The 22775-nt window shown below is 53.7% G+C and carries 20 protein-coding genes; 4 read left to right on the top strand and 16 right to left on the bottom strand.

Annotation, left to right across the window (positions count from 1 at the left end):
• Positions 1 to 19 precede the first annotated feature (19 nt).
• Positions 20 to 1237 carry a pyridoxal-phosphate-dependent aminotransferase family protein gene (locus CAter10_RS00085; RefSeq protein WP_061531794.1) on the bottom strand — a complete coding sequence of 406 codons (1218 nt, stop codon included), beginning with the start codon at positions 1235 to 1237 and terminating at the stop codon, positions 20 to 22.
• A 260-nt stretch (positions 1238 to 1497) separates the two neighbouring features.
• Here CAter10_RS00085 and CAter10_RS00080 point away from each other — a divergent pair, with 260 nt between their 5' ends.
• Together CAter10_RS00080 and CAter10_RS00075 are read left to right on the top strand one after the other, a co-directional pair.
• The gene (locus CAter10_RS00080; protein WP_061531793.1) at positions 1498 to 2223 is read left to right on the top strand and encodes a GntR family transcriptional regulator; all 726 of its coding nucleotides are present in this window, start codon (positions 1498 to 1500) and stop codon (positions 2221 to 2223) included.
• Positions 2224 to 2313: 90 nt separating this feature from the next.
• The gene (locus tag CAter10_RS00075) at positions 2314 to 2682 is read left to right on the top strand and encodes a 2OG-Fe(II) oxygenase (RefSeq protein WP_417924700.1); all 369 of its coding nucleotides are present in this window, start codon (positions 2314 to 2316) and stop codon (positions 2680 to 2682) included.
• 26 nt (positions 2683 to 2708) lie between these two features.
• On the opposite strand, the gene CAter10_RS00070 is transcribed toward CAter10_RS00075, so the two are convergent.
• From CAter10_RS00070 to CAter10_RS00055, 5 genes are all read right to left on the bottom strand, one after another.
• Positions 2709 to 3305, bottom strand: coding sequence for an SIS domain-containing protein (locus CAter10_RS00070; protein ID WP_061531792.1), 597 nt, complete (start codon positions 3303 to 3305; stop codon positions 2709 to 2711).
• Between the two features lie 340 nt (positions 3306 to 3645).
• Positions 3646 to 3768, bottom strand: coding sequence for a hypothetical protein (locus tag CAter10_RS24000; protein WP_257722426.1), 123 nt, complete (start codon positions 3766 to 3768; stop codon positions 3646 to 3648).
• A gap of 108 nt (positions 3769 to 3876) precedes the next feature.
• Positions 3877 to 4605 carry an alpha/beta fold hydrolase gene (locus CAter10_RS00065; protein ID WP_061531791.1) on the bottom strand — a complete coding sequence of 243 codons (729 nt, stop codon included), beginning with the start codon at positions 4603 to 4605 and terminating at the stop codon, positions 3877 to 3879.
• A gap of 158 nt (positions 4606 to 4763) precedes the next feature.
• Positions 4764 to 5135, bottom strand: coding sequence for a hypothetical protein (locus CAter10_RS00060; protein ID WP_061531790.1), 372 nt, complete (start codon positions 5133 to 5135; stop codon positions 4764 to 4766).
• 167 nt (positions 5136 to 5302) lie between these two features.
• Complete coding sequence (locus tag CAter10_RS00055) at positions 5303 to 5584, bottom strand: hypothetical protein (protein ID WP_061531789.1); 282 nt, start codon at positions 5582 to 5584, stop codon at positions 5303 to 5305.
• 224 nt (positions 5585 to 5808) lie between these two features.
• Between CAter10_RS00055 and CAter10_RS21675 the strand changes: the two genes are divergently transcribed.
• Together CAter10_RS21675 and CAter10_RS00050 are read left to right on the top strand one after the other, a co-directional pair.
• Complete coding sequence (locus CAter10_RS21675) at positions 5809 to 6021, top strand: helix-turn-helix domain-containing protein (protein WP_082797732.1); 213 nt, start codon at positions 5809 to 5811, stop codon at positions 6019 to 6021.
• 171 nt (positions 6022 to 6192) lie between these two features.
• Positions 6193 to 6825: an ABC transporter ATP-binding protein gene (locus CAter10_RS00050; protein WP_061531788.1), complete on the top strand. Its 633-nt coding sequence runs from the start codon at positions 6193 to 6195 to the stop codon at positions 6823 to 6825.
• A 52-nt stretch (positions 6826 to 6877) separates the two neighbouring features.
• Here CAter10_RS00050 and CAter10_RS00045 read toward each other — a convergent pair whose 3' ends face one another.
• The 10 genes from CAter10_RS00045 to dnaA all read right to left on the bottom strand — a co-directional run bounded on the left by CAter10_RS00045 (position 6878) and on the right by dnaA (position 22775).
• Positions 6878 to 7738, bottom strand: coding sequence for a hypothetical protein (locus tag CAter10_RS00045; RefSeq protein ID WP_061531787.1), 861 nt, complete (start codon positions 7736 to 7738; stop codon positions 6878 to 6880).
• Between the two features lie 338 nt (positions 7739 to 8076).
• Positions 8077 to 9093: an HNH endonuclease gene (locus CAter10_RS00040; protein ID WP_205630276.1), complete on the bottom strand. Its 1017-nt coding sequence runs from the start codon at positions 9091 to 9093 to the stop codon at positions 8077 to 8079.
• 41 nt (positions 9094 to 9134) lie between these two features.
• The gene (locus CAter10_RS00035) at positions 9135 to 10916 is read right to left on the bottom strand and encodes a restriction system-associated AAA family ATPase (RefSeq protein WP_061531785.1); all 1782 of its coding nucleotides are present in this window, start codon (positions 10914 to 10916) and stop codon (positions 9135 to 9137) included.
• Between the two features lie 6 nt (positions 10917 to 10922).
• Positions 10923 to 12524: a restriction endonuclease subunit S gene (locus CAter10_RS00030; protein ID WP_061531784.1), complete on the bottom strand. Its 1602-nt coding sequence runs from the start codon at positions 12522 to 12524 to the stop codon at positions 10923 to 10925.
• Entirely contained in the window at positions 12521 to 13369 is an 849-nt protein-coding gene (locus tag CAter10_RS23885) for an HsdM family class I SAM-dependent methyltransferase (RefSeq protein WP_205630275.1), read from the bottom strand. Before CAter10_RS23885 ends, CAter10_RS00030 begins: the two co-directional genes overlap by 4 nt.
• A complete protein-coding gene (locus CAter10_RS23880; protein WP_205630274.1) occupies positions 13327 to 14184 on the bottom strand; it encodes a type I restriction-modification system subunit M in 858 nt (285 codons plus the stop codon). The genes CAter10_RS23885 and CAter10_RS23880 overlap by 43 nt, the downstream gene beginning before the upstream one ends.
• 15 nt (positions 14185 to 14199) lie before the next feature.
• A complete protein-coding gene (locus CAter10_RS00020) occupies positions 14200 to 16998 on the bottom strand; it encodes a type I restriction endonuclease subunit R (RefSeq protein ID WP_061531783.1) in 2799 nt (932 codons plus the stop codon).
• A gap of 200 nt (positions 16999 to 17198) precedes the next feature.
• On the bottom strand, positions 17199 to 19679 hold the full coding sequence (gyrB, locus tag CAter10_RS00015; RefSeq protein WP_061531782.1) for a DNA topoisomerase (ATP-hydrolyzing) subunit B: 2481 nt from the start codon (positions 19677 to 19679) through the stop codon (positions 17199 to 17201).
• A gap of 264 nt (positions 19680 to 19943) precedes the next feature.
• Positions 19944 to 21050, bottom strand: a complete 1107-nt coding sequence (gene dnaN, locus CAter10_RS00010) for a DNA polymerase III subunit beta (RefSeq protein WP_061531781.1) — start codon at positions 21048 to 21050, stop codon at positions 19944 to 19946.
• A gap of 294 nt (positions 21051 to 21344) precedes the next feature.
• Positions 21345 to 22775, bottom strand: coding sequence for a chromosomal replication initiator protein DnaA (gene dnaA / locus CAter10_RS00005; protein ID WP_061531780.1), 1431 nt, complete (start codon positions 22773 to 22775; stop codon positions 21345 to 21347).

Genomic DNA, 22775 nt, shown 5'->3' with positions numbered 1-22775 from the left:
CAGCAGGCGCCGGACATACTCATGCGGCTTTCAGCACCGGCTTGCTCTTTTGCGCAGCCAGGTTATCCATCGCCGCCACTACACCGCTGCCAGCCAACTCCACGCCGGCCAATTTCAAACCCATTTCGCAACCGGCCAGCGTCGCCATCAAGGTCAACTCGTTGGCCTCGCCGAGATGGCCGATGCGGAACATGCCGCCCTTCATTTTTCCAAGGCCGGTTCCCAATGACATGTTGAAATTTTCATAGATGGTCTTGCGGATCGCATCGGCATCAAAGCCGGGCGGCGTCATGACCCCAGTCAGCACCGGCGAATACAGGGCAGGATCAGCGCACTGGATTTCCAGGCCCCAGGCTCGCACTGCGGAACGGCATGCCGCAGCAAGACGCTGATGGCGCACGAACACGTTATCCAGACCTTCACCCAGGATCATGTCGAGCGCTTCCGACAAGCCATACAGCAGGTTGGTGTTGGGCGTGTACGGCCAGTAGCCGGTTTCGTTCATTTCGATGATTTCAGCCCAGGCCCAGAATGCCTTCGGCAACCGCGCGGTTTTGCTGACCGCCACGGCTTTTTTCGATACCGCGTTGAAGCTGATTCCGGGCGGCAGCATCAAGCCCTTTTGTGATCCCGACACAGTAACGTCGACACCCCATTCGTCATGCCGGTAATCCGCCGACGCCAGGCCGGAAATCGTATCGACGATCAGCAACGCCGGATGTCCTGCCGCATCGATGGCCTTGCGCACGGCAGCGATGTCCGAGGTAACGCCAGTCGAGGTTTCGTTATGCACCACACACACCGCCTTGATCTGATGGCCGCTGTCCTGGCGCAAACGCTCTTCGATCCGATCAGCCTGCACGCCGTGGCGCCAGCCCTCGATACCCGGCAGTCCAAGGAATTCGGGTTTCAAGCCAAGCGCCTCGGCCATTTTTTTCCAGAGCGTGGCGAAGTGCCCGGTCTCATACATCAACACCGTATCGCCCGGGCTCAACGTGTTGGTCAGCGCAGCTTCCCAGGCGCCGGTGCCGGACGCCGGATAAATCACCACCGGCTGTTCGGTCTTGAAAATCTTCTTGATGCCGGCCAGCACCTGCAAACCCAATGCGCCAAATTCGGGGCCGCGGTGGTCAATGGTCGGGTAACTCATAGCACGCAAAATCCGATCCGGGACTGGGCTTGGACCTGGAATTTGCAGGAAATGACGGCCGGCGGGATGAAAGTCTAGCTTTAACATTTGCTCCTCCTTTGAACGAATTGTATTTTGCATTCAAAATACTTTAGCAGTCCAAATTTCAAACGTAAAGCCTTTTTCGACATTACCCGACTCTAAGCATCGGCTTATTTCGGCTCAAAACTGATCTAAAACAACAAAATATGCCTATTTTTTGTTGAAATTCTCATAATTACATTCACCATTGCTGACTAGGCAGCTGTCGTTCTTGAGCCCTGTATTTGGTGTTAAAATAGGAACGAAAGCGTAAAAAAGGATTTTGAATGCAAAATACGACATCTAATCAAGAAGAAAAAGTCGCTCCGCTGGTCCCGAAACTGGAACGTCAACGCCTGCACGACACGGTGGTCGACCACTTGCGCAACCTGATCGTCGAAGCAGTGCTGACGCCTGGGACAAAATTGAATGAACGGGAGCTATGCGAAACGCTGGGTATTTCGCGTACGCCGCTGCGCGAGGCGCTGAAGGTGCTGGCCGCGGAAGGGCTGATCGACATTTCGCCGAATCGCGGCGCCTCGGTCTCCAAGATGTCGGAAACGGAAATCTGGGAAACCTTCGAACTGATGAGCGGCCTGGAAGCCATGTCGGGCGAACTGGCCTGCGAACGCATCACGCCGGTCGAACTGGCCGAGATCAAGGCCCTGCACTATGCGATGCTGGCCTGCAAGGCGCAAAACGATCTGCCCGGATACTACAGCCGCAACCAGGCGATCCACGACAAGATCAATGAAGCGGCGCGCAATTCGGTGCTGCAGCAAACTTACCTGGGCCTGAACCGGCGTCTGCAGGCGCTACGCTTCCGGTCCAATTTCCAGCCGACCAAATGGGATAGCGCCGCGCACGATCACGACGAGATGGTCAAGGCACTCGAAGCGCGCGACGGCAAACGCCTGGCTGACGTGCTGCGCCAGCATCTGCTGGACAAGCGCGACGCCGTGCTCAGTGCAGCCGCGTTACTGGATGAAAAGCGGGCTGCGCCTGCGGCTTAGGGTCAACCCGAATAGTCCCGTTAGGTGCTTGGCGCGAGTGCGCGAATCTATTCGTACAGCGACGGGCACCCAGACAAGAAGTTGGAGAACATGCTGACCAACATACGCAAATATCTTGCGGTGGCATTCAAATGGCAAAAAGGACGGCAAGACAGCGGCTACGACAAGATGTTGTTGCTGACTGCGCCGTGGCCGCTGCCGTTCGACAGTTACCTAATCCGCTATCCCATCGGCGCGGAAATCCCGCCGCATACCGATGCGGTAAAACAAGGTCAGCATTACCGCCTGAATATCGTGGTCAAGCGCTCGCCGCGCGGCGGCGAATTTGTCTGCAGCGCGCCAATCATTTCCACCTCAAGGATCAAATTTTTCCGACCCGATCAATGCGAGCACAGCGTCACCCGCGTTGAAGGCGGGAGCCGCTATGTGCTGTCGATTGGGTGGATTATCGGGAAATAGGGGCGAGTGCAACGCCCCGCAAAAAACTAAACCTTGACCGCGTAATTCTCAGGAAAGAAATGACGCTCGATCAGTTCGATCAGGATGTGCAACACCTTGATGTGCAATTCCTGGACGCGATCGGCAAAGGTACCGCCCGGCGTGCAGATATAGACATCGCTCAGCGCTGACAACACCTCGCTCGGCTTGCCCGACAAAACGATCACATGCATGCCGAGTTCGCGCGCCGCCTTGGCTGCGCGAATGATGTTCTTGCTGGTGCCGCTGGTGCTGAGTGCAACCAGGCAATCGCCGGGGCGGCCGTGTCCTTCGATGTAGCGCGAAAACACCTGCTCGTAACCGTGGTCGTTGCCGACGCAAGTCAGATGGCCGGCATCGCTGATGGCCGTCGCGCCCAACGCCGCGCGATCTAGGCGATAGCGGCCGGTCAGTTCCTCGGCAAAGTGCATGGCGTCGCACATCGAACCGCCATTGCCGCAGGAGTACACGCGACCCTTGCGCTGGAACACATCGATCAGCAAGGCGGCGGCCTGTTCGATCGATTGCAAGGCAACCGGATTGGCGAGCAGGGCATCCAGCGCTTGCTGGGCTTCGGTCAGGCTGGCTTTGATGTGCTGATGCATTTGGAAACTCCATGGGTATGCGGGAAAACCGCCAAGCTGCCGGCACAAGCAGGTGCCGAAAACAATTTCAAACGACCTCAAACCCGCCGTCATCCCCGCGAACGCGGGGATCCAAGTTGCGGAATCCAACTTGCCTAAAAAATGGATTCCCGCGTTCGCGGGAATGACGTGGCGCGTGGCTAGGGCCGCCTAAACGGCATCGCCAATGACGCAGCAGGGTTATTCGAGGCCGCATAAAGAGCGGAAACCATTGATTCTACTGAGCTATGTGGCCAATTGCCAGAGCAGGGCCGCGCCGGTATTGAGGCAACTGAATTGCCGCCGAGAATTTATCTGCAGATCAACGGCCCGTCGTACGGGTAACACCGGTATCGATCACGCCATAAGGCGTAATGCTGCTGCCGCTGATGGCGTCGCCATTGGACGGGGCATGACCGCAGGCGGCGATAAGTAAAGTTGCCATAACGGCAAAAAATAAACGCATCGTAATCCCTAAACTAAATGAAATGGTGTGCATGACAGACATGCAACCGACGCAAACGTTCCGTCGGCGCCTCCCGCCATGTTGCCATCAATCGGGCAGCGGAGTGCCCCGCACGCAAGCGGCAATCCGCACCATCTGCGCATCAAACTCAGCCGGACGCTCGTCACGCAACAGCGGAAACAGGTGCTGATGATCGGTGCCCGCCACCACCCGCAACTGGCGCGAACGCGCATTGCTTGCCGATTGCACCAGCCGCTCCGGTATCTCCAGCGGGATCACCGCATCGTGTTCGGCGGCGATCACCAGCAGATCGCCCTCGAATCGTTCCAGGATAGCCCATGCATCGCTATCAGCCCAGCTGCGCTCACGCCGGATGATCTGCGAAAACTGCGGCCCGAACGGCACATCGTAAGCGGCCGGCTCGTACACCCCCGGCACGATCAGCACCAATGCTGCGACCCGATGCGTCTGCGTCAACCTGATCGCGTTGTAGGCGCCCATGCTGGTGCCAAAAACCACCAGCGGTTCTTCCAACTTCCGTGCCGCAATCACCGCCTCAGCCTGGCGCGTGCGGCTGCTCACTGAAGAGTCCGCCAGCGCGCCGCCGGTATCGCCATGGCCGATGCAATCGAACGCCGTGGTAGCGATGCCGCGCGCCTGCAGCGCCGGGCGCAAACCCGAGCGCGTCGCCGTGGCGCGCGAACTCATGCCGGCGCCGTGCAGCAGCAGGGCATGGTGCGACGATGCTGCGGGATGAAAATCGCCCTTCAGAATGGCATGTTCGTAGGAAACGTCGAAGGACTCGATGGCTTGCATGATCAGATAAGGAGCGATGATTAGTCAGGTGCCGCTACCTTACCCCAACTCGGATTGCCGCGGAAATCAATCAATGAAAAATGGCGGTGATGACTGCGTTTTTTTCGCAGCCATCACCGCCATCTTTATCGCAGCCGCGGCCTACACCGCATGCGAAATTACTTCGTTACCGCTGCCTTAGCATCTGCCTTGGCGACTGGCGTTTCAGTCTTCACCTTAGCGTCTGCCTTGACTGCCGGTGCTTCTGTTTTTTCCTTTGCTGCAGGTTCTTTCGCATCCGACTTCACGACAGCTTTCGACTTCGCTTTCACAGCCTTGTGATGCGGCTTGGCCTTGGTAGTCTTGGCCTTAGCTTCAGTGCCAGCAGCCTTGGCTTCGGTCTTCACATCAGCCTTGGCTGCTTGTGTAGTCGTTGCAGTCACTGCGGCAGGAGCCGCTGCCGGTGCGGCTGGCGCAACAGGTGCAGTACCTTGAGCGAAAACAGAAGTAGCAAACAAGCCAGCGATCAGAGTAGCGATTAATTTGTTCATTTTTGCACCTTTACGTTATCTACATTACCTCAGGTATTTCCTGAGGACCTGAGCAATTAACGAGGACAGTAAAGGGATTGTTGACGTACATTACACTCGGTTACAACTACGTACATGCGACGAAAAAGGCGATTCAGCGTTGATGTCAGCAAACACAGCGCCACCAATCAATTCAGCAAGCGCCGCAACTTCACCGCACCGGACGAGTTCACCTCGACATCCGCCTGCGCCGCCAACGTCCCAATAAAAGCAGCAAACACACGCTGCTCCAACTCCCCAGCGGCGCACACCATTTCGCAAGCATGCATCGCCAGCACCACCGGGATGATGCAGTTGTCGATTACCTGTTCACGAACATCGGGTGCGAGCGATGGGACGCGCAGGAAGTCCAGTTGATCGGCGATGATGTCGGCGACGTCGTGTGGGGCGGGCAAAGTAAACAATGGCATTCCTGACTCCTCATCAGTTTGTATGTTCAGTTCACGACACAGGCATTCATCGGCAAGACGCTCACCTGGTCCTTGCTTATCTTCATTCTTGATCCATAACTAAAGCAGGGCATAACCGTCAGCGGCCTTTAAAGCCTGGCAGTCGCATGTGACGATTGGTCTACATTATCACATGTGACGATTAGTCCGTGTTCGATTAGTCTACAAAATGGGTTAATGCATATGTGAAATCTTTATCAATACGCTTCGGTGAACGCATACGAGAACTGAGAAAAGAGCGAGGTCTTTCTCAGGAGGGATTTGCCGACCTGTGCGGTTTCGACCGCACATACATCAGCGGCATTGAAAGAGGACTCCGGAATCCATCCCTGATTGCGATAGGCGCGTTGGCTAAAGCTTTGAAAGTCTCGGTCGAAGAACTGTTTAGCGGACTTTGATCTGGCGGCTCGGCTTGGCCTGGACATTCTCTCTCATCGATTACCAACCATGCTCGTCACGATCCGCAGTCTCGATTCATCAATCGTATTGAGAGCAGAACCGTAAAGCGGGAAATCGACAGCAATTCCTGCTCCATTTCATATCGACATGAAGACGTACGTCCCCACTCCATGAAACACTCCAACGCACCCATTCTCAAAGCCATCAATCTGACTTTCAATTATCCGCATCAGGAGCTGTTCAATAACCTGTCTGTAGAAATCCCCGCCGGCATCACGCTGGTGCGCGGTGGCGATGGGCGTGGCAAGAGTAGTTTGCTGCGATTATTGGCCGGCGATCTGCCGGCTCAAGCGGGTGAATTACAAATCAATGGCGTGTCTCTGAACGAACAGCCAGACCTGTATCGACGCCAAGTATTCTGGGTGGACCCGCGCTCAGAAGCATTCGACCAAATGACTGCGCATGAATATTTTGCGTCCCTGCACGCTACATATCCCAAGTTTGACGACTCGCTGTTACCAGCTCTGACGGAAGGGCTATCACTGACACCACATCTGGATAAGAAGCTGTACATGCTATCCACAGGCAGCAAACGGAAAGTATGGCTGGCGGCAGCATTCGCCGCTGGCGCCACGCTGAATTTGCTGGACGACCCATTTGCGAGTCTGGATAAGGCATCCATCAATTTTGTGGTGAAGATGCTCAATCGAGTCGCTGGCAACTCGCCGCAGGCCTGGGTGATTGCTCTTTATGACGCAGTGGACGGGGTGCCATTTACAACCACGATCGATCTAGGCGATTAAGTCCAACAAATTATCATTGGCGGCCGATTAATTAGAAACAGAAATTGTCCGATCACTTAGGCTCTGGGAGTTGAGATATTGTCTCAATCGTTCGATTTCCGATGGCCTCCCTCCAAACCGCACCGGTGTTCGGGTCAAACAAAACAACAACATCTGTTGTCCCAAACACGACCCGACCACTTGCGATAGTTTTATCGCCGTCAGTAATCTTTATACATTGAGCATATGTCTCAACCGTCTTATTTTTTTTCTTCAACTCAACAAATTTGACTCTTTCCGCTCTCGTCAATATGGGGGCACATTGCTTTGGAAGTATTACGTCGTCTTGAATGTGTTTCGTTCCTGCAGAAAGTCCAATCATTGGAAGTAGACTAAAAAAACTACTCAACGTAATCATCAAAGCTAATATGAATGGAACACTCAAGAAGACGCTCACACCAGAAATAGCACTCCCTAATAGAGATATGAATGCATATTTAGTAAATCTTTTTTTATTATTTATATTCAATGACTTTAACGAAAATTTTCCATCAATAAACCGTTGATAAACCTCAAAAAAAATAGAAATTGCGCCCATGCTTATCAACGATATCAGCATGACAAATCCGATGCTCTCCCAGTACGATCTGGAGGAAAACAGGTTTCCAAATAGTTCAGATAAAGTAACTATGGTCCATGTAAAAAACCAAACTGATAAAGTTAAAAGATCAAAGCTAGACTTGAATATACTCGCATGTGGGATGCCAAATTCAGTTTCAACTGATAGCGCGACGCCATAACCCATAAACGCTAGAAACGCTGCAATCAGAGCTAAAAATGCTAGTGTGGTCGAAGCGAACGCACTCAATGAAAATGCACTTCCGTTCTTTTCTATGCCAGCTTTTTTTTCTTGAGGTAGCTCATCTTTTGTCATACGGGCTCCTTGCATAAGTGGATATTAATTTTTACTAAAGCGTAGTAGGAAACAAATAGAAATGTCGACAACCGTGAATTTGCCATGTACTTGGTATCGGCAATATGAATTAATTTCTTTAATATATTCCAGCATAAGCACTCGCATGGAACCTAGAAATTAGGAAGTTCGGTAGGCCGCAGAGATCACCCGGTGCCACAAAAGGGCGGCGTCAGGCAGGGGCGAGATCAAGTCTTGCAATGACGTAATCGATAATTGCAACGACTTCATCATATGGTATTGCAAGACTTGCTCCCGTCCCAAAGAAGACCCCGAAAATAAATTTCCAGGCGAAAATACTAAAAAACGCCGATCTTTTGGCAGGCGTCGAGGAACGGCTTTCTGAGAAAGTTGCAGTCGGCGTAGGGGCGACTATTCGCCTGTTGGGTACGCATATTTAGAATATCGGCAGGTTGCTTGTCATATGCCAGGCATTCGTCCAGCACCTGCACAATCCAGTACTTGCCGTCGTTCTCTCCGCAGAGCTTGGCTTTATAGCGCTCCTCGATGCCGTAAACGTCTCTCCAAGTGTCGATTTCCTCGTTAATGGCCTCGGGGCCGAAGTGCAGGCTTACCTCTGCTGGTGTCAGCCTGGCGACATCAGAACCCAGCAAGACAACTTGGATCTCAATAGCGTGGCCAGCGGCTGCATACGGATAGAAAGCTTTGCGTCGCCCGGCAGGGCCGTACATCGGGTCTTTGCTTAGTTTGTAGGTACTGTTGCACTCGTGACAGGCTGGAGCCAGATTGCGGAAATTGATTGAATTGAACGGATATAATGCCTTGGGCAGGTAGTGGTCGTAGGCCTCGCGCTTACTATGATGTTCCCCCTTTATATCGCCAATACCACAGAATGGACATTTCCCGGTCTTGTTAGTGGTCACAAAATTGTGATAGTGCTCGTTGATATCACCGATTTTTTTGCTTAATGCGACGAGACCTAGCAGTGAAGGCGAATACAAGCCCTTGAAGAAATTACCAAGTTGAACAGCAATGTTCTGGTGGGTTACTGCAATGTCAGTGTACCGGGCCAATTGTGCTGTCGGGTCATTGGTGCAGACCTTTTCAAGATCATTATTACCTTGATACCACTGCTTGAACTGATTGATCTGCGCAGCAGTTAGTGGTGAAAACAGCCCATAGATGCGCTCCACGTGGCCGTAGAAAAAATCTGCGCCTTGTGCGTCGGAGTAGTAGAACGCCTCCATCACTTCGCGTAGTTCTGCATTGGTATTGAACAAGTTCAAGTCAAAGGGGCCGCTCCCAGGGGTCTTGCACCACACATCGTAAAAAATGTAGTCGATGAACGCTTGCATCTTCTCCATCTGGTGCGGCACATAGGTGTATGAGAATAACATTAGCCCTGTGCCTTCCCGTCGTCCTGTTGATCGCTATCGAGAATCGCTTTGACCACCAGCAACTTTTCAACCGAGTCGCCAAGTTGCTGGTGGATTTCAGTGATCAGGGCTTCCTTGTCCTCTATGCCCTCGTTGAAGCGCTTGCGGAAATCATCCAGCAGCGCTTGCGCATGACCACCGATGGTTTCGCGCTTACCGAAAGTGGTCATGGTGATCTTGTTGATGGAAGCACCCAACGTGTTGTAGTTTGGGTGGCTGATGCTGACTTCACCCGTGTCCTTGTCCTTCTCAAAGACCAGCACCTTGTCCGACTTGCTGTCCGAGATCAGGAAAGGCGTGTGAGTGGTGATTAGCATCTCCTGTGCAAACTCATCGTTACCGGGTAGGCACTGACGCAGGCGACTAATGAAGTTGGCGCGCCAGTCGGGGTTGAAGTGGGTTTCCGGTTCGTCGAGCAGGAACAAGCTGTTGGTGTCACGGAACAGCAAGGATAGACCGAGGCTGTGCAACAGTTGATGTTCACCATCCGATAGCTCCTTGAGGAGCATCGGCTTTTGCACGCCTTGCTTTGTGAAGTAGAAATGTTTGATGCGCATGATGCGCTCGTCGGATGCTAGGGACGGCACTGTCTCACTGACATAGTGACTGGTCGAGGTGTACAGATCTGACTTGAGCGTTTCGCTGACCGAATACAAATTCAGCGCCAGCAGAACTTGCAGGACCTGGAATAAGGCGAGGGCAGAATCATCAAAGTTGGCGCGGAAGGCTTCCTTGGTTTTTTCGTTAACCCAGTAGTCGAAAACCAAGGTGTCGGATGCCTCATCGTGGAAATGAAGCGTGGCGCATCGTCTTAGCTTTTCGATGATGGAAGTGCGTTCATCGCCTTCCAATCCTTGCAACAGATTGAGCCGATAGTCACCCGTTTCGGGATCAAGATAGATTGCATCGTTGTCCGCAAAGCGGCCATCTTGCGTCTCGGTCGGCAAAACATATTCACCAGAAGTGAAAGTCGCCACCTGCTGGCGTGTCAATGGAATACTACGTCGCAAGATAATGCGGAATTCCTTCAGCGCCTCGATGCCCACATCCTCCCGGAAGGGCTGCAAGGTGGCTTCGTCCTGAAACAGCAAATTGCATAGCAGGATGGCTTGGCTGAAGCCATTGTCGAGATAGGCTAGTCTAGTTTCAGGACGACCGGGATAGGGCAATTGCTTGGCAAGCGCAGTCCAATACTCGTCAAACTGGACAAAGCGCATCTTGAAAAAAGGTAGACTGAGAATTTCGTTCTCGCCCGATGAATAACCCAATATGTACTGAGGCAAGAGAATATCGACATATCCGCCGTCGAACGATTGATCGGGGTCGATTTCAAATTCGCTTTGGTTCGCCCACTGGAAACGTACCGACTCACCTGGATTTTTCCAAACCCAAACACCTGCCCACATTGGGCTGTCCGGACGTCGATACTCCGGAGGCACCTGGATCATGTAATCCAGTTCGAATGCCACCGGCGATAAATCCAACGTCACGCTCTGCAAGCCCTCAGGTAAAAAACTGCGGCGCACGCGCAGTACTTCAAGCTGAAAGAAAATCGCCGCCAGCGCTTCGAGCAAATTGGACTTCCCACTACCGTTAGGACCGGCGCAGACGAAGGGCGCAAAACCCTCCGGCTTCATCATCTCTTCCTGAAAGGACCACTCAGTGCGAAAGTGATACTCAAAACCGTAGGGCAAGCTGCGAAAACCGGCGGGGTCTGTAATTTTGATGCGTACGAGCTTCATGATCTATCACGTCCCACAATCGGTCGGTCGCTTTTGAAGTTCAACTCGATTGCTATGTATATCGAAAATTTGTATCAAGTCGCCGGCCCTCAATTTTTCAAAGATCAAGTCTTTCAGCTCGTCGTAATCGTCCAGCGTCAGCGCGGGGGTGGCGCCATCGGTTTCAAGTTGTATCGCTTGTACTAGCTGCCACGCCGATTCCAAAAACTGCGCGGAGCCCAGGTTGGCATCCGGAGACATATTCGTTAGGTATTGCTTTAACCAACGAGCAAGTAACTCATTACGCGCATCTGCTGCTGGTTGCGCGGCTTGCACTAGCTCATTGACGAGCTCACTAGGTGTGGTCGGTTGCTTCGGCGAGGTTGATCGCTCTGCTTGTGCTTGTTGTTCGTGTGACAAATGAGTCTGTTCGCTAGCCAGTGGTACGCGCGACAAATCGAGTTCACCCTTGAAAGCCTGCTGGCTGAGAGCTCCATAAAGGGATTCGAGATCAGTAAGGCTTTCCTGGTAGCGAGATTTCATCTTATCAATCAATTTGTGAGCTGCCGCGAAATCATTTTGCAAATCAATTGGAGGGCGTTTAAGTTTCGTTTCTTTGATAAGGCCAAGGTTCAAGCCGCTCATAATTGCTCCGCGGTTCTTGCTCTTAAACTGATTGAGAATGAAGGGATTCGAATGAATCGAGTAGGACAAGAACAGTGGACTTGCGATTTCTCTATTTAGAGTAATCGCCGCCAAGTGCTTGGTATTGATTGCCAGAGGAATGTCATCAGGAATCACCGCCGAACGACCAATCGTGCCCATGATGGTGACGATTACATCGTCTGGATAAATTCTGTAGTTTTCAAGTTCTTGGTACTTTTTCCTGGAGATATAGCGGCGCTCATCCCATGCGAAGCGATTTTGAACGGCGTTATCAATACCCAACACTGCCACATCACCGTCGGTAGTAAATTCACTGTGCAACAAGTTTGATCCAAATGGGCCTGTACGCATCGCGCCTTTGTGTTTCGCCGCCAGATCCTTTATCTCTACCAGTGGCCAATCTGTATAACCGGGCGCTTTGGGCGAGAACATTTCCAGAAATAAGCTCTGTAGCAGGTCGTCGAGTTGTTGCAGGTGGTGTTTGCGCTGGGTAATCAGTGCTTCAATTTTGCCGAGCAGATGAGCAACGCGGATTTGGTCTTCGAAATCGATTACCGGCAGCGGGATGCTTTCCAGCGCGTTCCTATTGATATGCGGAATCGTCGCACCCGTTGCGGTCTGTCGCAGATAGGCGAACTTGGATTTCAGGTACATCCCGAGGAATGGAGTAAACAGTTGTACATTATTTCTAATACGAAGACGTGCAATGGTGCTACCGATGTAACCATTTTTCCCATACCCAATGGTTCCGGCGTTTGCCCCATCCCAAGCGATTAACACGTCGTCTAAACTCGCTTCGGTACCAGTGAGGTCGTCTGTGTAACGAATCAGGTCATCGTTTCGAAGGTCATCGATGCCGATCAATCGCTTTGCTGCGCCGGATGGTGAGGTCGTTATTTCGTGTTTCTTGCCCTTAGCAATTGAAATAGCCGAACCGAGTGTTTGGGGCACGGATTTTGTCATCCCACCATCCCCCTTAACTCAAGCAATTCACGCACGATACCGCTTTGCATCTTGGTCAGCTCTGCTCTATCTACATCGCCCACTTCGGCTTGAATCAGCCGATCCAGAATTACGCCTGGCGCTTCGTAGTGCTGTTCTTCAAACACATCCGTTTTGTAGCGCGAGGGTGAGAGGTCGTAGTTGTTCTTGTCGTCCGCGATCTCAGCGAGCGGCACCATGAAGCATTTCGCCGTGCGATCAATATTGGTGGCGGGGTTGCGGGCGTGGTATCTGGCGATGATGTCTTGCAAGTCGCCAAAGCCTTCCCGCTTGCTACGCTTGTCGTCCAACGAATAGCCGTCGGCCGCCATTTCGTAGAACCAGACGTGTTCTGTGGCTGGCTGGGTGAGCTTGTCCTTCGGCCCCCAGACTTTGGTGAATAACAGGATGGCGGTGCTGACCCCAGCATAAGGTTTGAACACGCCACTGGGTAGGGTGATCACCGCCTTGAAATCGCAGCGCTCGACCAGCATCTGGCGCAAGGTCTTGAACGCACCTCCGGAGCCGAACAACACGCCCTGTGGCACGATCACACCGGCGGTGCCACCCTTCTTAAGCAGGCGATAGATGTTTTCGACAAACAGCAGCTCGGTCTTGGTAGTGGCAAGTTGCAGGTTTGTATTGATGTCGCCCTTATCGATGCTGCCGGTGAAGGGCGGGTTGGCCATCACGATGTCGTATTCAGACTCTTCGGTGTAGCTCTTGCTGAGGGTATCTTTGTAATCAATGTGTGGTTCGTCGATGCCGTGCATCATCAGGTTCATCAGCCCCAAGCGGACCATGGTGGCGTCGATATCATAGCCCACAATGAACCGGCTAGAACGGCTTGAGCCTTTTCAGTGAGGCCGGCGGCGATCGACGTGCGCACGAAACCGTCTTCATCGGGCGTGAGATCCGACTTACCCGCCTTGATGGCAAGCTGTGTGACGATATACTGGTACGCACCAAGCAGGAACCCGCCGGAGCCACAAGCAGGGTCGGCGATCTTGTGGCCCAGTTGTGGTTGCACCAGCTCGGCAATAAGCTTGATGATGTGGCGTGGGGTGCGGAACTGGCCGTTCTTGCCGGCGGTGGCGATCTCGGACAGCAGCATTTCATACACATCGCCCTGGATGTCCTGGAAGGCCTGGCCCTTCTCTTGCGAGTCCTTCTCCATCACTTCGAAGATTTCGTCGATAGTCTTTACCGCCTCCACCAGCAGGGCTGGCTTGGGGATGATGAATACGGCGTTCTTCATGTGGTGAGTGAAGTTGGACTCGGCGCCGTTCAGGTCTTTCAGAAAGGGGAACACCTTACCCTGCACATGCAGTAACATCTCTTCAGCTTGCATGCGCTTGAATTCATTCCAGCGCAGAGTGCGTTTATCTATGGCGAATTTCTCAGGCGCTGGCTGGTTGCGGTATTCGGGCGGAATCCAGCTGCCTTCGAACTTGGAGGTATAGTTCTCGCCGGTCCAGTCGGCATCGGCTTGCCGTTTCTGGTCCAGCTCGTCGAGTCGCTTCATGAACAGCAAATAGGTGATCTGCTCGATGGCTGTGAGCGGATTACTGATACCTCCGCTCCAGAATTTGTTCCAGAGTTGGTCGATCTTGCTTTTGAGTTCGGGGTTGTTCTGTAGCATAATGTATCTAGTTTCTTAGGCAGCCAACCGTTCGGTCAGCTGCAGGATTTCATTGATTTCGGCCGGGCTGAATACGCCACGGATGCCCTGAGGGTGGATCACTGTGAAGGGGGCGTTGATAAGGTCTTTTTTTTCCACCTTTTCGCGCTCGATGATGAAGTTTTTCAGCAGGTTGAGGAATTCCATCTGCCGGCTGCTGAGTGTGGTGTGGGCACGAATGAACTGGTCAAAAGCTGCATTGACCTCGTCGGGAAAGCTCTTCAGCACTTCAATACCGAGCATGTGACGAATGAACTGAATGAAGTGCGCTTTGCGGTTCTTGTAGACTTGGCGCAGCAGGTCTTCGGTGACGTGCGGATGTTCTTCATGCAGTAGTTCGGCCAGCGCGTTGGCTTCATCGGCAGTGACCGTTTCACCGTTCTTGATCTTTTGTAGCACCGGATTGTGCTCGGTAAGTTCGGTAATCAGCGTTTCGACCATTTCGCGGTAGCGGTTGATGGCGACGGCTTGGTGTTGCGGACCGAACTCGACCATCTCCTTGTTGTGCAGCACGTCAGTCAGGTCCAGATGTACCGGCTCCAGCCCGGTCATCTGTTCACGGAATTTCATCAACGGGCCGAGCTTGGCTATCAGTTCGTCCAAATCATCTTCGTCGGCTTTGGCCCAGTAGTAGCTGGTTTGTGCTGCGCGAATAAGTGTCTCTTCATGTTTCACAAACCTGACCGATAGCGGTAATTCGCTGATTTGTTCGGAGATGCCTTCCTTGAGGGTGTCTGCCTGTCCTTTGTCCTCATTCAGTATGGCCAGCGAGTATTCGAGCAGGTCGCGCTCGAAACGCATGGCCTTGAAGTCGGCTTCCGACACAGTGCGGAATAGAGGCTTGATTTCATTGCGAAGGAATTCGAGTTTCTGGGGTGTGAGACTGATCCAGAAGTTCTCTTCGTCCAGCCGAGCCAACGCAACAGCGGCTTCCTTGATCACCACGGAGTCTTTGGGCAATACAGCGATCTGCTGGCGCAGCTTGGCGACTTCGCGTGCGGCGATGTCGGTGTGGTCCCTTGCTATGGCCTTGTCGATCTTGTCGAGGCGTAGTCCCACCAGCCGCACTGGGAGCGGCAGCTGAGGCTTAAGCTCCTTTCCCTTGGGTCGGAGTTTGAAGTATTCAAAGTTGTCCCAGCAGTCGAGAATCAGGAACACATCCTTCTCAGTGCACCAAGGCTTGGGCTTACTGCTTTCCAGCAAACGGGTGCCGCGCCCGATCATCTGCCAAAACTTGGTGTAAGAATACACCGGCTTGGCAAAGACCAGGTTGACGATCTCGCGCACATCAATACCGGTGTCGAGTAAGTCTACACTGATGGCAATACGCGGCATGTCGCTACTAGTGAATTGATCGAGCAGGCCGCCCTTGCCGTACACACGCGAGTCGTCTGACACTAGTACCTTGGCCAGTTCGCCGTGATAATGTGGGTAGAGCTTGTCGAAAATTTCTTCGATACGGCGGGCATGGGCTTTGGAGGAACAGAAGAAAATAGTCTTGCCAGGTAGGACGCCGTTGACGTCCTTGATAGACTCCTCCATGAATTCCTTGACGATCAAAGTGTTGGTGCCCTTATTGATCACCTGCTTTTCCAGTTGCGTGCCTTCGAAGTTGATCTCTTCGACACCCTTGCCCTGTAATATCAGCTTCTTTTGGTCCTCAAGTGAAATGGTTCGCTTGCTAATACCCTCCATCTGGAACTTGGTCTGGATCTTCATGACCTGGAAGTTGCAGAGATAAGGTGGCACACGATTCACGGCTTCTTCAAATGTGTAGGCGAAGGTGGGCAGCCCGTCTTCGCAGTGGAAGAGTTGAAAGGTGTTGTGGTCGATGATGTCTGTTGGCGTAGCCGTCAGCCCGAGTGTGATGGTCTTGAAGTAATCGAGGATTTCGCCGTAGGTGTTGTAGATTGAGCGGTGGCTTTCATCCACGACGATGAAATCAAAGAAATGCGGCGAAAGGTGCTGTTCCTCATCTCGGATGATGTTGAGCATTGTCGGGTAGGTTGCCACGTAGATGCGACGATCTTTGGCTATGAGCTTTTCACCCACATTGGGCCAACGAGGCTCGTTGGGCATGTGCTCCTTGAACGCAGCTAGGGCTTGCTCTCGTAAGGCAATGCGGTCGACCAGAAACAAAACCTTCTCGGCGTGTCCCGCACGCATAAGTGCGTCAGCCATGGCGATGCAGGTGCGGGTCTTACCGGTGCCAGTGGCCATCACCAGCAGGAAGTCTCGTTTCTTCTGTTCGATGCCTTCAAGCACTGAGCGAATCGCACGGATCTGGTAATCGCGCCCGGCAATCGAAGTGTTGATGAACTCTTGCGTCAGCGGCTTGCGGTTACGACGGATGTACGCAAAGCGTTCCAAATCGTCGCGCGTCGGGAAACCGACCACCTTGCGGGGCGGGGCGTTTTCCAGGTCCCAAAAATAGATTTCTAAGCCATTGGTATAGAAACAAAATGGCAGCTCGCCGCCCAGTTGCTTCTGGGTGTGATAGCAGTACTGTTTGGCTTGCTCGCGGCCGAAGGCGGCATCGCGGCTGGATTTCTTGGCTTCGATGATGGCAAGAGGCCTACTGTCTTTCCCTAGCAGGACGTAATCACTGTATTGATGACCTTCATAGGGAGTGCGTCGTTCCGCCACGCCTTCGGGCAATTCAGTGAGGATGTCGAATTCCTCAATTACCTGCGTGGGATCTTTGACATTCCAACCGGATAAGGCCAATTGCTGGTCTATAAGCTCTGACCGCGTTTGTACCTCAGATTTGGCCACTGGCTATCGCCTCCATATTTACCAAGGGGAAACGCGATCCAAATTCATACACTCTTTTCGCTGTTGCGTATAACGACCGTCACCTGAGTAATTTTTTTTCACTGTCGATGACTCCCTACACGCTAGCTATAGTCCCCCTGTCGGGGTGAAGCAACTAGCGAGAATAACTGCAAGCATCGTGAAATCCTACACCCACTAAATCAAACATCAATATTCCCCGCCTGCAGCGCATTCAACTCAATAAACGCCCGCCGCGGTTCAACATCATCGCCCATCAGCGTCATGAAGATCTGATCCGCAGCAATAGCATCCTCAATCTGCACCTTCAACAGCCGACGCACGGTTGGGTCCATTGTGGTTTCCCACAACTGCGAAGGATTCATCTCGCCCAGACCTTTATAGCGCTGCTTGCTGACGCCGCGTTCGGCTTCGTCGCGTAGCCAGGCCATGGCTTGGTGGAAGTCGGTGATGGCTGACTCTTTGACTTTTTCGCCAGCGCCGCGCTGGATGACTGCGCCTGGGCCGATCAGGCCCTTGAAGGTTTCTGCGGCGTTGACCAATACGGCGTAATCCGGGCTGGCGACGAAGTCGCTGTCGATGCCGCTGGCTTTGATGTTGCCGTGGTAACGGCGGTTGATGCGTAGCGCGTGTTTGTCGGACAGCTCATCGGATTTGACGATGACTTGTACCGATGGATCGTTGATCGACTCTTCCAATGCCTTGGCTGATGCTTCTGCATCTGCCAGGGTGTCCAGCTTGAGCGTGACGCCGGTCATGATGGCGGTGAGGGCGGCGCCGTCGATCGCGCGGGTCAGGCGTGTGATGATGGAGTTGGCCATGTTGTACTGGCGCACCAATTCTGCCAGGGCTGGGCCGCTGATCGGCATGGCGCCTTCGCTTGGCACCAGGGCGGCGTCGTTGAGGGCGACTTGCATCATGTAGGAGACTTCTTCAGCGTCGTCCTTCAGGTAGCGTTCGTCCTTGCCGTGCTTGACCTTGTACAGCGGCGGTTGCGCGATGTAGATGTGGCCACGCTCTACCAGTTGCGGCATCTGGCGGTAGAACAGGGTCAGCAGCAGGGTGCGGATGTGGGCGCCGTCGACGTCCGCATCGGTCATGATGATGATGCGGTGGTAGCGCAGCTTGTCGGCGTTGAATTCATCGGCGCCGATGCTGGTGCCGAGGGTGGCGATCAGGGTGGTGATCTGTTCCGACGACAGCATTTTTTCGAAACGGGCTTTTTCGACGTTGAGCACTTTACCGCGCAACGGCAGGATCGCCTGGAATTTACGGTCGCGGCCCTGCTTGGCGGAACCGCCCGCGGAGTCACCCTCGACGATGTAGAGTTCGCACAGCGCCGGGTCTTTTTCCTGGCAATCGGCCAGTTTCGAGGACAGGCCGAGGCCGTCCATCACGCCTTTGCGGCGCGTCAGTTCACGCGCCTTGCGGGCGGCGTCACGGGCGCGCGCGGCTTCGACGATCTTGCCGCAGATGATCTTGGCGTCGTTCGGGCGTTCTTGCAAATAATCGTTGAGTGTCTTTGCGACGATTTCTTCAACCGGCAAACGCACTTCGCTGGAGACCAGCTTGTCTTTGGTTTGCGAGCTGAACTTCGGCTCCGGCACTTTCACGGACAGCACGCAGGTCAGGCCTTCGCGCATGTCGTCGCCGCTGGTTTCTACCTTGGCTTTCTTGGCGAAATCGTGTTCTTCGATGTACTTGTTGAGGATACGGGTCATCGCAGCGCGCAGGCCGGTCAGGTGGGTGCCGCCGTCGCGTTGCGGGATGTTGTTGGTGAAGCACAGCACTTGTTCGTTGTAGGCGTCGTTCCATTGCATGGAGACGTCGACGCTGACGCCGTCTTTTTCGCCGGTGGCCTGGAAAATCGTTGGGTGCAGGACGCTCTTGGCTTTGTTGATGTATTCAACGAAACCGCGGGTGCCGCCTTCGAACGCGAAGCTTTCTTCCTTGCCGGTGCGCTGGTCGCTCAGCTTGATGTGCACGCCGTTGTTGAGGAAGGACAGTTCGCGGATGCGCTTGGCCAGGATTTCGTAGTGGAATTCAACGTGCGTGAAGATTTCTTCGTCGGCCCAGAAATGCACTTCTGTGCCGCGCTTGTCGGTATCGCCGATGACTTTGATCGGGGAGACCAGCACGCCGTCCTGCATTTCGGTTTCGCGGTTTTGCGGCACGCCACGGACGAATTCCATGTAATGCACTTTGCCGTCGCGGCGGATGGTCAGCTTCAGCAGTTTCGACAGGCCGTTGACGCAAGAGACGCCAACGCCATGCAAGCCACCGGAGACCTTGTAGGAGTTCTGGTCGAACTTGCCGCCGGCGTGCAGCTCGGTCATGACGATTTCGGCTGCGCTGCGCTTTGGATCGTGTTTGTCGTCGTATTTGATGCCGGTTGGCACGCCGCGGCCATTGTCGGTAATCGAGATCGAATTGTCCGAGTGGATGGTGACGTGGATTTCGGTGCAGTGGCCGGCCAGCGATTCGTCGATGGAGTTGTCCAGCACTTCGAACACCAGGTGATGCAGGCCGGTGCCGTCAGAGGTGTCGCCGATGTACATCCCGGGGCGCTTGCGCACCGCTTCCAGGCCTTCGAGAATTTGGATCGAGGACGCTCCGTATGCATTGGGTTGCGGCTGATTGGTGTTGTCTGGGGCTGATGACATGGCTACCTTCTGAAAAGCTTACTTCGGAACTATATATATTGGGGCTGATGCTGTTTTTACAAGCAAAGCTGGGGGGAGTGCGTGGGCAGAAAAGCTTGCCCACCCTACGGCTACAACTACATGCTCCCGCCGTCATTCCCGCGATCGCGGGAGTCCATCTTTTTGCCGCTTGCCTCGTCCGTACCATGGATTCCCGCGTTCGCGGGAATGACGGGGGACGCCGAGTTGAGGTCGTCCAGACGGCACAAGCGACAGCGCGCTTGGCTAGATGCGCATTGGCATGACTACGTACTTGAAATCGGCGTTTTCCGGCACGGTGATCAGTGCCGAAGAGTTTGCGTCGCCGAGGGCGATGTTGACGTTGTCGCCCTTCAGGTTGTTGAGTACATCGAGCAGGTAAGTGACGTTGAAACCGATGTCGACGCTATCGCCGCCGTAATCGATTTCGAGTTCTTCGATCGCTTCTTCCTGGTCAGCATTGGTGGAGCTGATCTTCAGGCTGCCTGGCGTCACGACCCAACGCACGCCCTTGAACTTGTCGCTGGTCATGATGGCGGCGCGTTGCAGCGAGCGCAGCAGCTGATCGCGGCTGATGGTGAAATCGTTCTTGTAACCCTTCGGCACCACGCGGGTGTAGTCGGGGAACTTGCCTTCGACCAGCTTGGAAATCAGTTCGATATCGGCGAACGACAGCTTGACCTGGTTGTTGGCGATTTCGAGCTGGACCGGTTCGTCGGTTTCTTCCAGCAGGCGTTGCAATTCAATGATGGTCTTGCGCGGGATAATGACTTCCTGGCGCGCGAATTCCTGCTCGGTGGCGACCTGGCAAAACGCCAGACGGTGGCCATCGGTGGCGACTGCGATCACGTTCTTGCCGTCGAGGACCAGCAGCAGGCCGTTCAGGTAATAGCGGATGTCTTGCTGGGCCATCGAGAAATGGACCATGTTGAACAGGTGCTTCAGGGTCTTTTGCGGCAGTGTCACGGTGGCGTTGTAGTGATCCGCCTGGGCGACTGTCGGAAACTCTTCGGCGGCCAGTGTTTGCAGCGCAAAACGGGACTTCCCGGATTGCACTGTCATGCGCTTGTTACTGAGGGTCAACGAGACTTCGCCGGTGTCCGGCAAGGCGCGCAGAATATCCAGCAGCTTACGTGCCGCGACCGTCGTAGCAGCAACTTCACCGCCGCTGCCAACCTTGGCATTGGTGGTGATTTGCACTTCGATGTCGGTAGACAGGAACGAGACCTTTTCGCCTTCTTTGCGAATGAGGATATTGGCCAGAATCGGCAGTGTGTGCCGACGCTCGACAATACCGCTCACGATCTGCAGTGGCCGGAGAAGGGTATCTCGGTTGGTTTTGACCAATTGCATAGCTATATCCTTGTTATTTAAAATACAAATATTGCGGCTTGCTTGAATGCATTACCTATGACTTATTAATACTCGGCGTTGTACTTTGCCGCAGCCTATAAATGTAACTGAAATCGACCCCTTACGACTCACAACAAGGTGTAAATCTGGGCTTGTTTTCGGCTTTTTTTCTCGCCTCTCCGGTTGCTCCGGATTTCACAAAAACGACAAAAAAACCACACTTACCGACTGCCTTAAAAATTGCCACCTCAAAACTTATCCACAGGTCGGCAAGCAGTTCGCCGACCACAAAAATCAGCCCTTGAGGGTTTGCTCTAATACATGCAACTCGTGGTTGCACTCGGGATTCTTGGTACGGTCGGCGGCGATCTTGCGGACCGCGTGCAACACCGTGGTGTGATCGCGGCCGCCGAACAATTCGCCGATTTCCGGCAAACTTTTCTGGGTCAGTTCCTTCGCCAGGTACATCGCAATCTGGCGCGGACGGGCGATATTCGCCGGCCGCTTTTTTGAGTACATATCGGCAACTTTGATGTTGAAAAAGTCAGCCACGGTTTTCTGGATGTTCTCAACCGAGATCTGGCGATTCTGTACCGACAGCAAATCTTTCAGTGCATCCTTGACAACATCGATGCTGATGTCTTTGCCATGGAAACGTGAATAAGCAAGAATCTTGCGCAGTGCGCCTTCCAGTTCGCGGACGTTGGAACGTAAATGTTTGGCAACAAAAAACGCCACGTCGTCGGAGAAGGTGACGCCTTCGGATGCTGCTTTTTTAAGCAGAATCGCCACCCGCATTTCCAGTTCCGGCGGTTCAATCGCGACCGTCAGGCCGGAATCGAAACGTGAAATCAGGCGGTCATCCATGCCCGTGATTTCCTTCGGATAGGTATCGCTGGTGATGATGATTTGTTTCTTCGCTGCAATCAACGCTTCGAACGCATAGAAGAATTCTTCCTGGGTCCGGCTCTTGCCGCCGAAGAACTGGATGTCGTCAATCAGCAACAGATCGAGCGAATGGTAATAACGCTTAAAATCGTCAAAACCCTTGCGTTGGTAAGCGGTCACTACGTCGCGAACGTACTGTTCTGCGTGGATGTAGCGAATCTTCGAGTTTGGATTGTCAGCCAGCAGCTGGTTGCCGATGGCGTGGATCAAGTGGGTTTTACCAAGGCCGACGCCACCATACAGGAACAGCGGGTTGTATGAAACACCGGGATTATTGGCCACCTGGATCGCCGCCGCGCGAGCCAATTGATTGGCCTTGCCGGTGACGAAACTGTCGAAACTGAGCGCGGTATTGATGCGCGACTGATCGCGGCGGGCACTGACGGCGCTGTTCTCGGTCTGCACTTCCGGCAGGCGATCGAAGTTGCTATTGCCATAATTGCCGCCGTTGGCAGCCGACGACTGCACGCCCGACTGCTCACTATTATTAGCAACGGAGACCGGCATGCTGGAAACCGATGGTGCCGGTGTGGATTTACGCGGGTCGAGCACGAACACCACTTCGATCGGCGCTTCCCAATATTGGTGCGCGAGCGTGGTGATGCGGCTGGCAAACTGCGTTTTGACCCAATCCAGCTTGAAGCGATTCGGCGCTGCTATGCGCAGGCGCCCATCCTCATAATCGAGTGGCGTCAGTGGTTTTATCCACGCGCTAAATTGTTGAGGCGTCAACTCCTGCTCCAACTGGGTGGAGCAGCTCTGCCAGAAATTTTCCAT

It is taken from the genome of Collimonas arenae, from assembly GCF_001584165.1.
Taxonomy (GTDB): domain Bacteria; phylum Pseudomonadota; class Gammaproteobacteria; order Burkholderiales; family Burkholderiaceae_D; genus Collimonas; species Collimonas arenae.
This window is presented reverse-complemented; position numbering and strand designations above follow the sequence as displayed.

Coding starts and splice junctions, on each gene's coding strand:
- gyrB (WP_061531782.1), bottom strand. CDS start 19,679: ATGTCATCAGCCCCAGACAACACCAATCAGCCGCAACCCAATGCATAC.
- dnaN (WP_061531781.1), bottom strand. CDS start 21,050: ATGCAATTGGTCAAAACCAACCGAGATACCCTTCTCCGGCCACTGCAG.
- CAter10_RS00070 (WP_061531792.1), bottom strand. CDS start 3,305: ATGCATCAGCACATCAAAGCCAGCCTGACCGAAGCCCAGCAAGCGCTG.
- CAter10_RS00050 (WP_061531788.1), top strand. CDS start 6,193: ATGAAACACTCCAACGCACCCATTCTCAAAGCCATCAATCTGACTTTC.
- CAter10_RS00030 (WP_061531784.1), bottom strand. CDS start 12,524: ATGACAAAATCCGTGCCCCAAACACTCGGTTCGGCTATTTCAATTGCT.
- CAter10_RS00085 (WP_061531794.1), bottom strand. CDS start 1,237: ATGTTAAAGCTAGACTTTCATCCCGCCGGCCGTCATTTCCTGCAAATT.
- CAter10_RS00065 (WP_061531791.1), bottom strand. CDS start 4,605: ATGCAAGCCATCGAGTCCTTCGACGTTTCCTACGAACATGCCATTCTG.
- CAter10_RS24000 (WP_257722426.1), bottom strand. CDS start 3,768: ATGGCAACTTTACTTATCGCCGCCTGCGGTCATGCCCCGTCCAATGGC.
- CAter10_RS00075 (WP_417924700.1), top strand. CDS start 2,314: ATGCTGACCAACATACGCAAATATCTTGCGGTGGCATTCAAATGGCAA.
- CAter10_RS00055 (WP_061531789.1), bottom strand. CDS start 5,584: ATGCCATTGTTTACTTTGCCCGCCCCACACGACGTCGCCGACATCATC.
- CAter10_RS00040 (WP_205630276.1), bottom strand. CDS start 9,093: ATGCAAGCGTTCATCGACTACATTTTTTACGATGTGTGGTGCAAGACC.
- CAter10_RS00080 (WP_061531793.1), top strand. CDS start 1,498: ATGCAAAATACGACATCTAATCAAGAAGAAAAAGTCGCTCCGCTGGTC.
- CAter10_RS23880 (WP_205630274.1), bottom strand. CDS start 14,184: ATGCTACAGAACAACCCCGAACTCAAAAGCAAGATCGACCAACTCTGG.
- CAter10_RS00035 (WP_061531785.1), bottom strand. CDS start 10,916: ATGAAGCTCGTACGCATCAAAATTACAGACCCCGCCGGTTTTCGCAGC.
- CAter10_RS00045 (WP_061531787.1), bottom strand. CDS start 7,738: ATGACAAAAGATGAGCTACCTCAAGAAAAAAAAGCTGGCATAGAAAAG.
- dnaA (WP_061531780.1), bottom strand. CDS start 22,775: ATGGAAAATTTCTGGCAGAGCTGCTCCACCCAGTTGGAGCAGGAGTTG.
- CAter10_RS00060 (WP_061531790.1), bottom strand. CDS start 5,135: ATGAACAAATTAATCGCTACTCTGATCGCTGGCTTGTTTGCTACTTCT.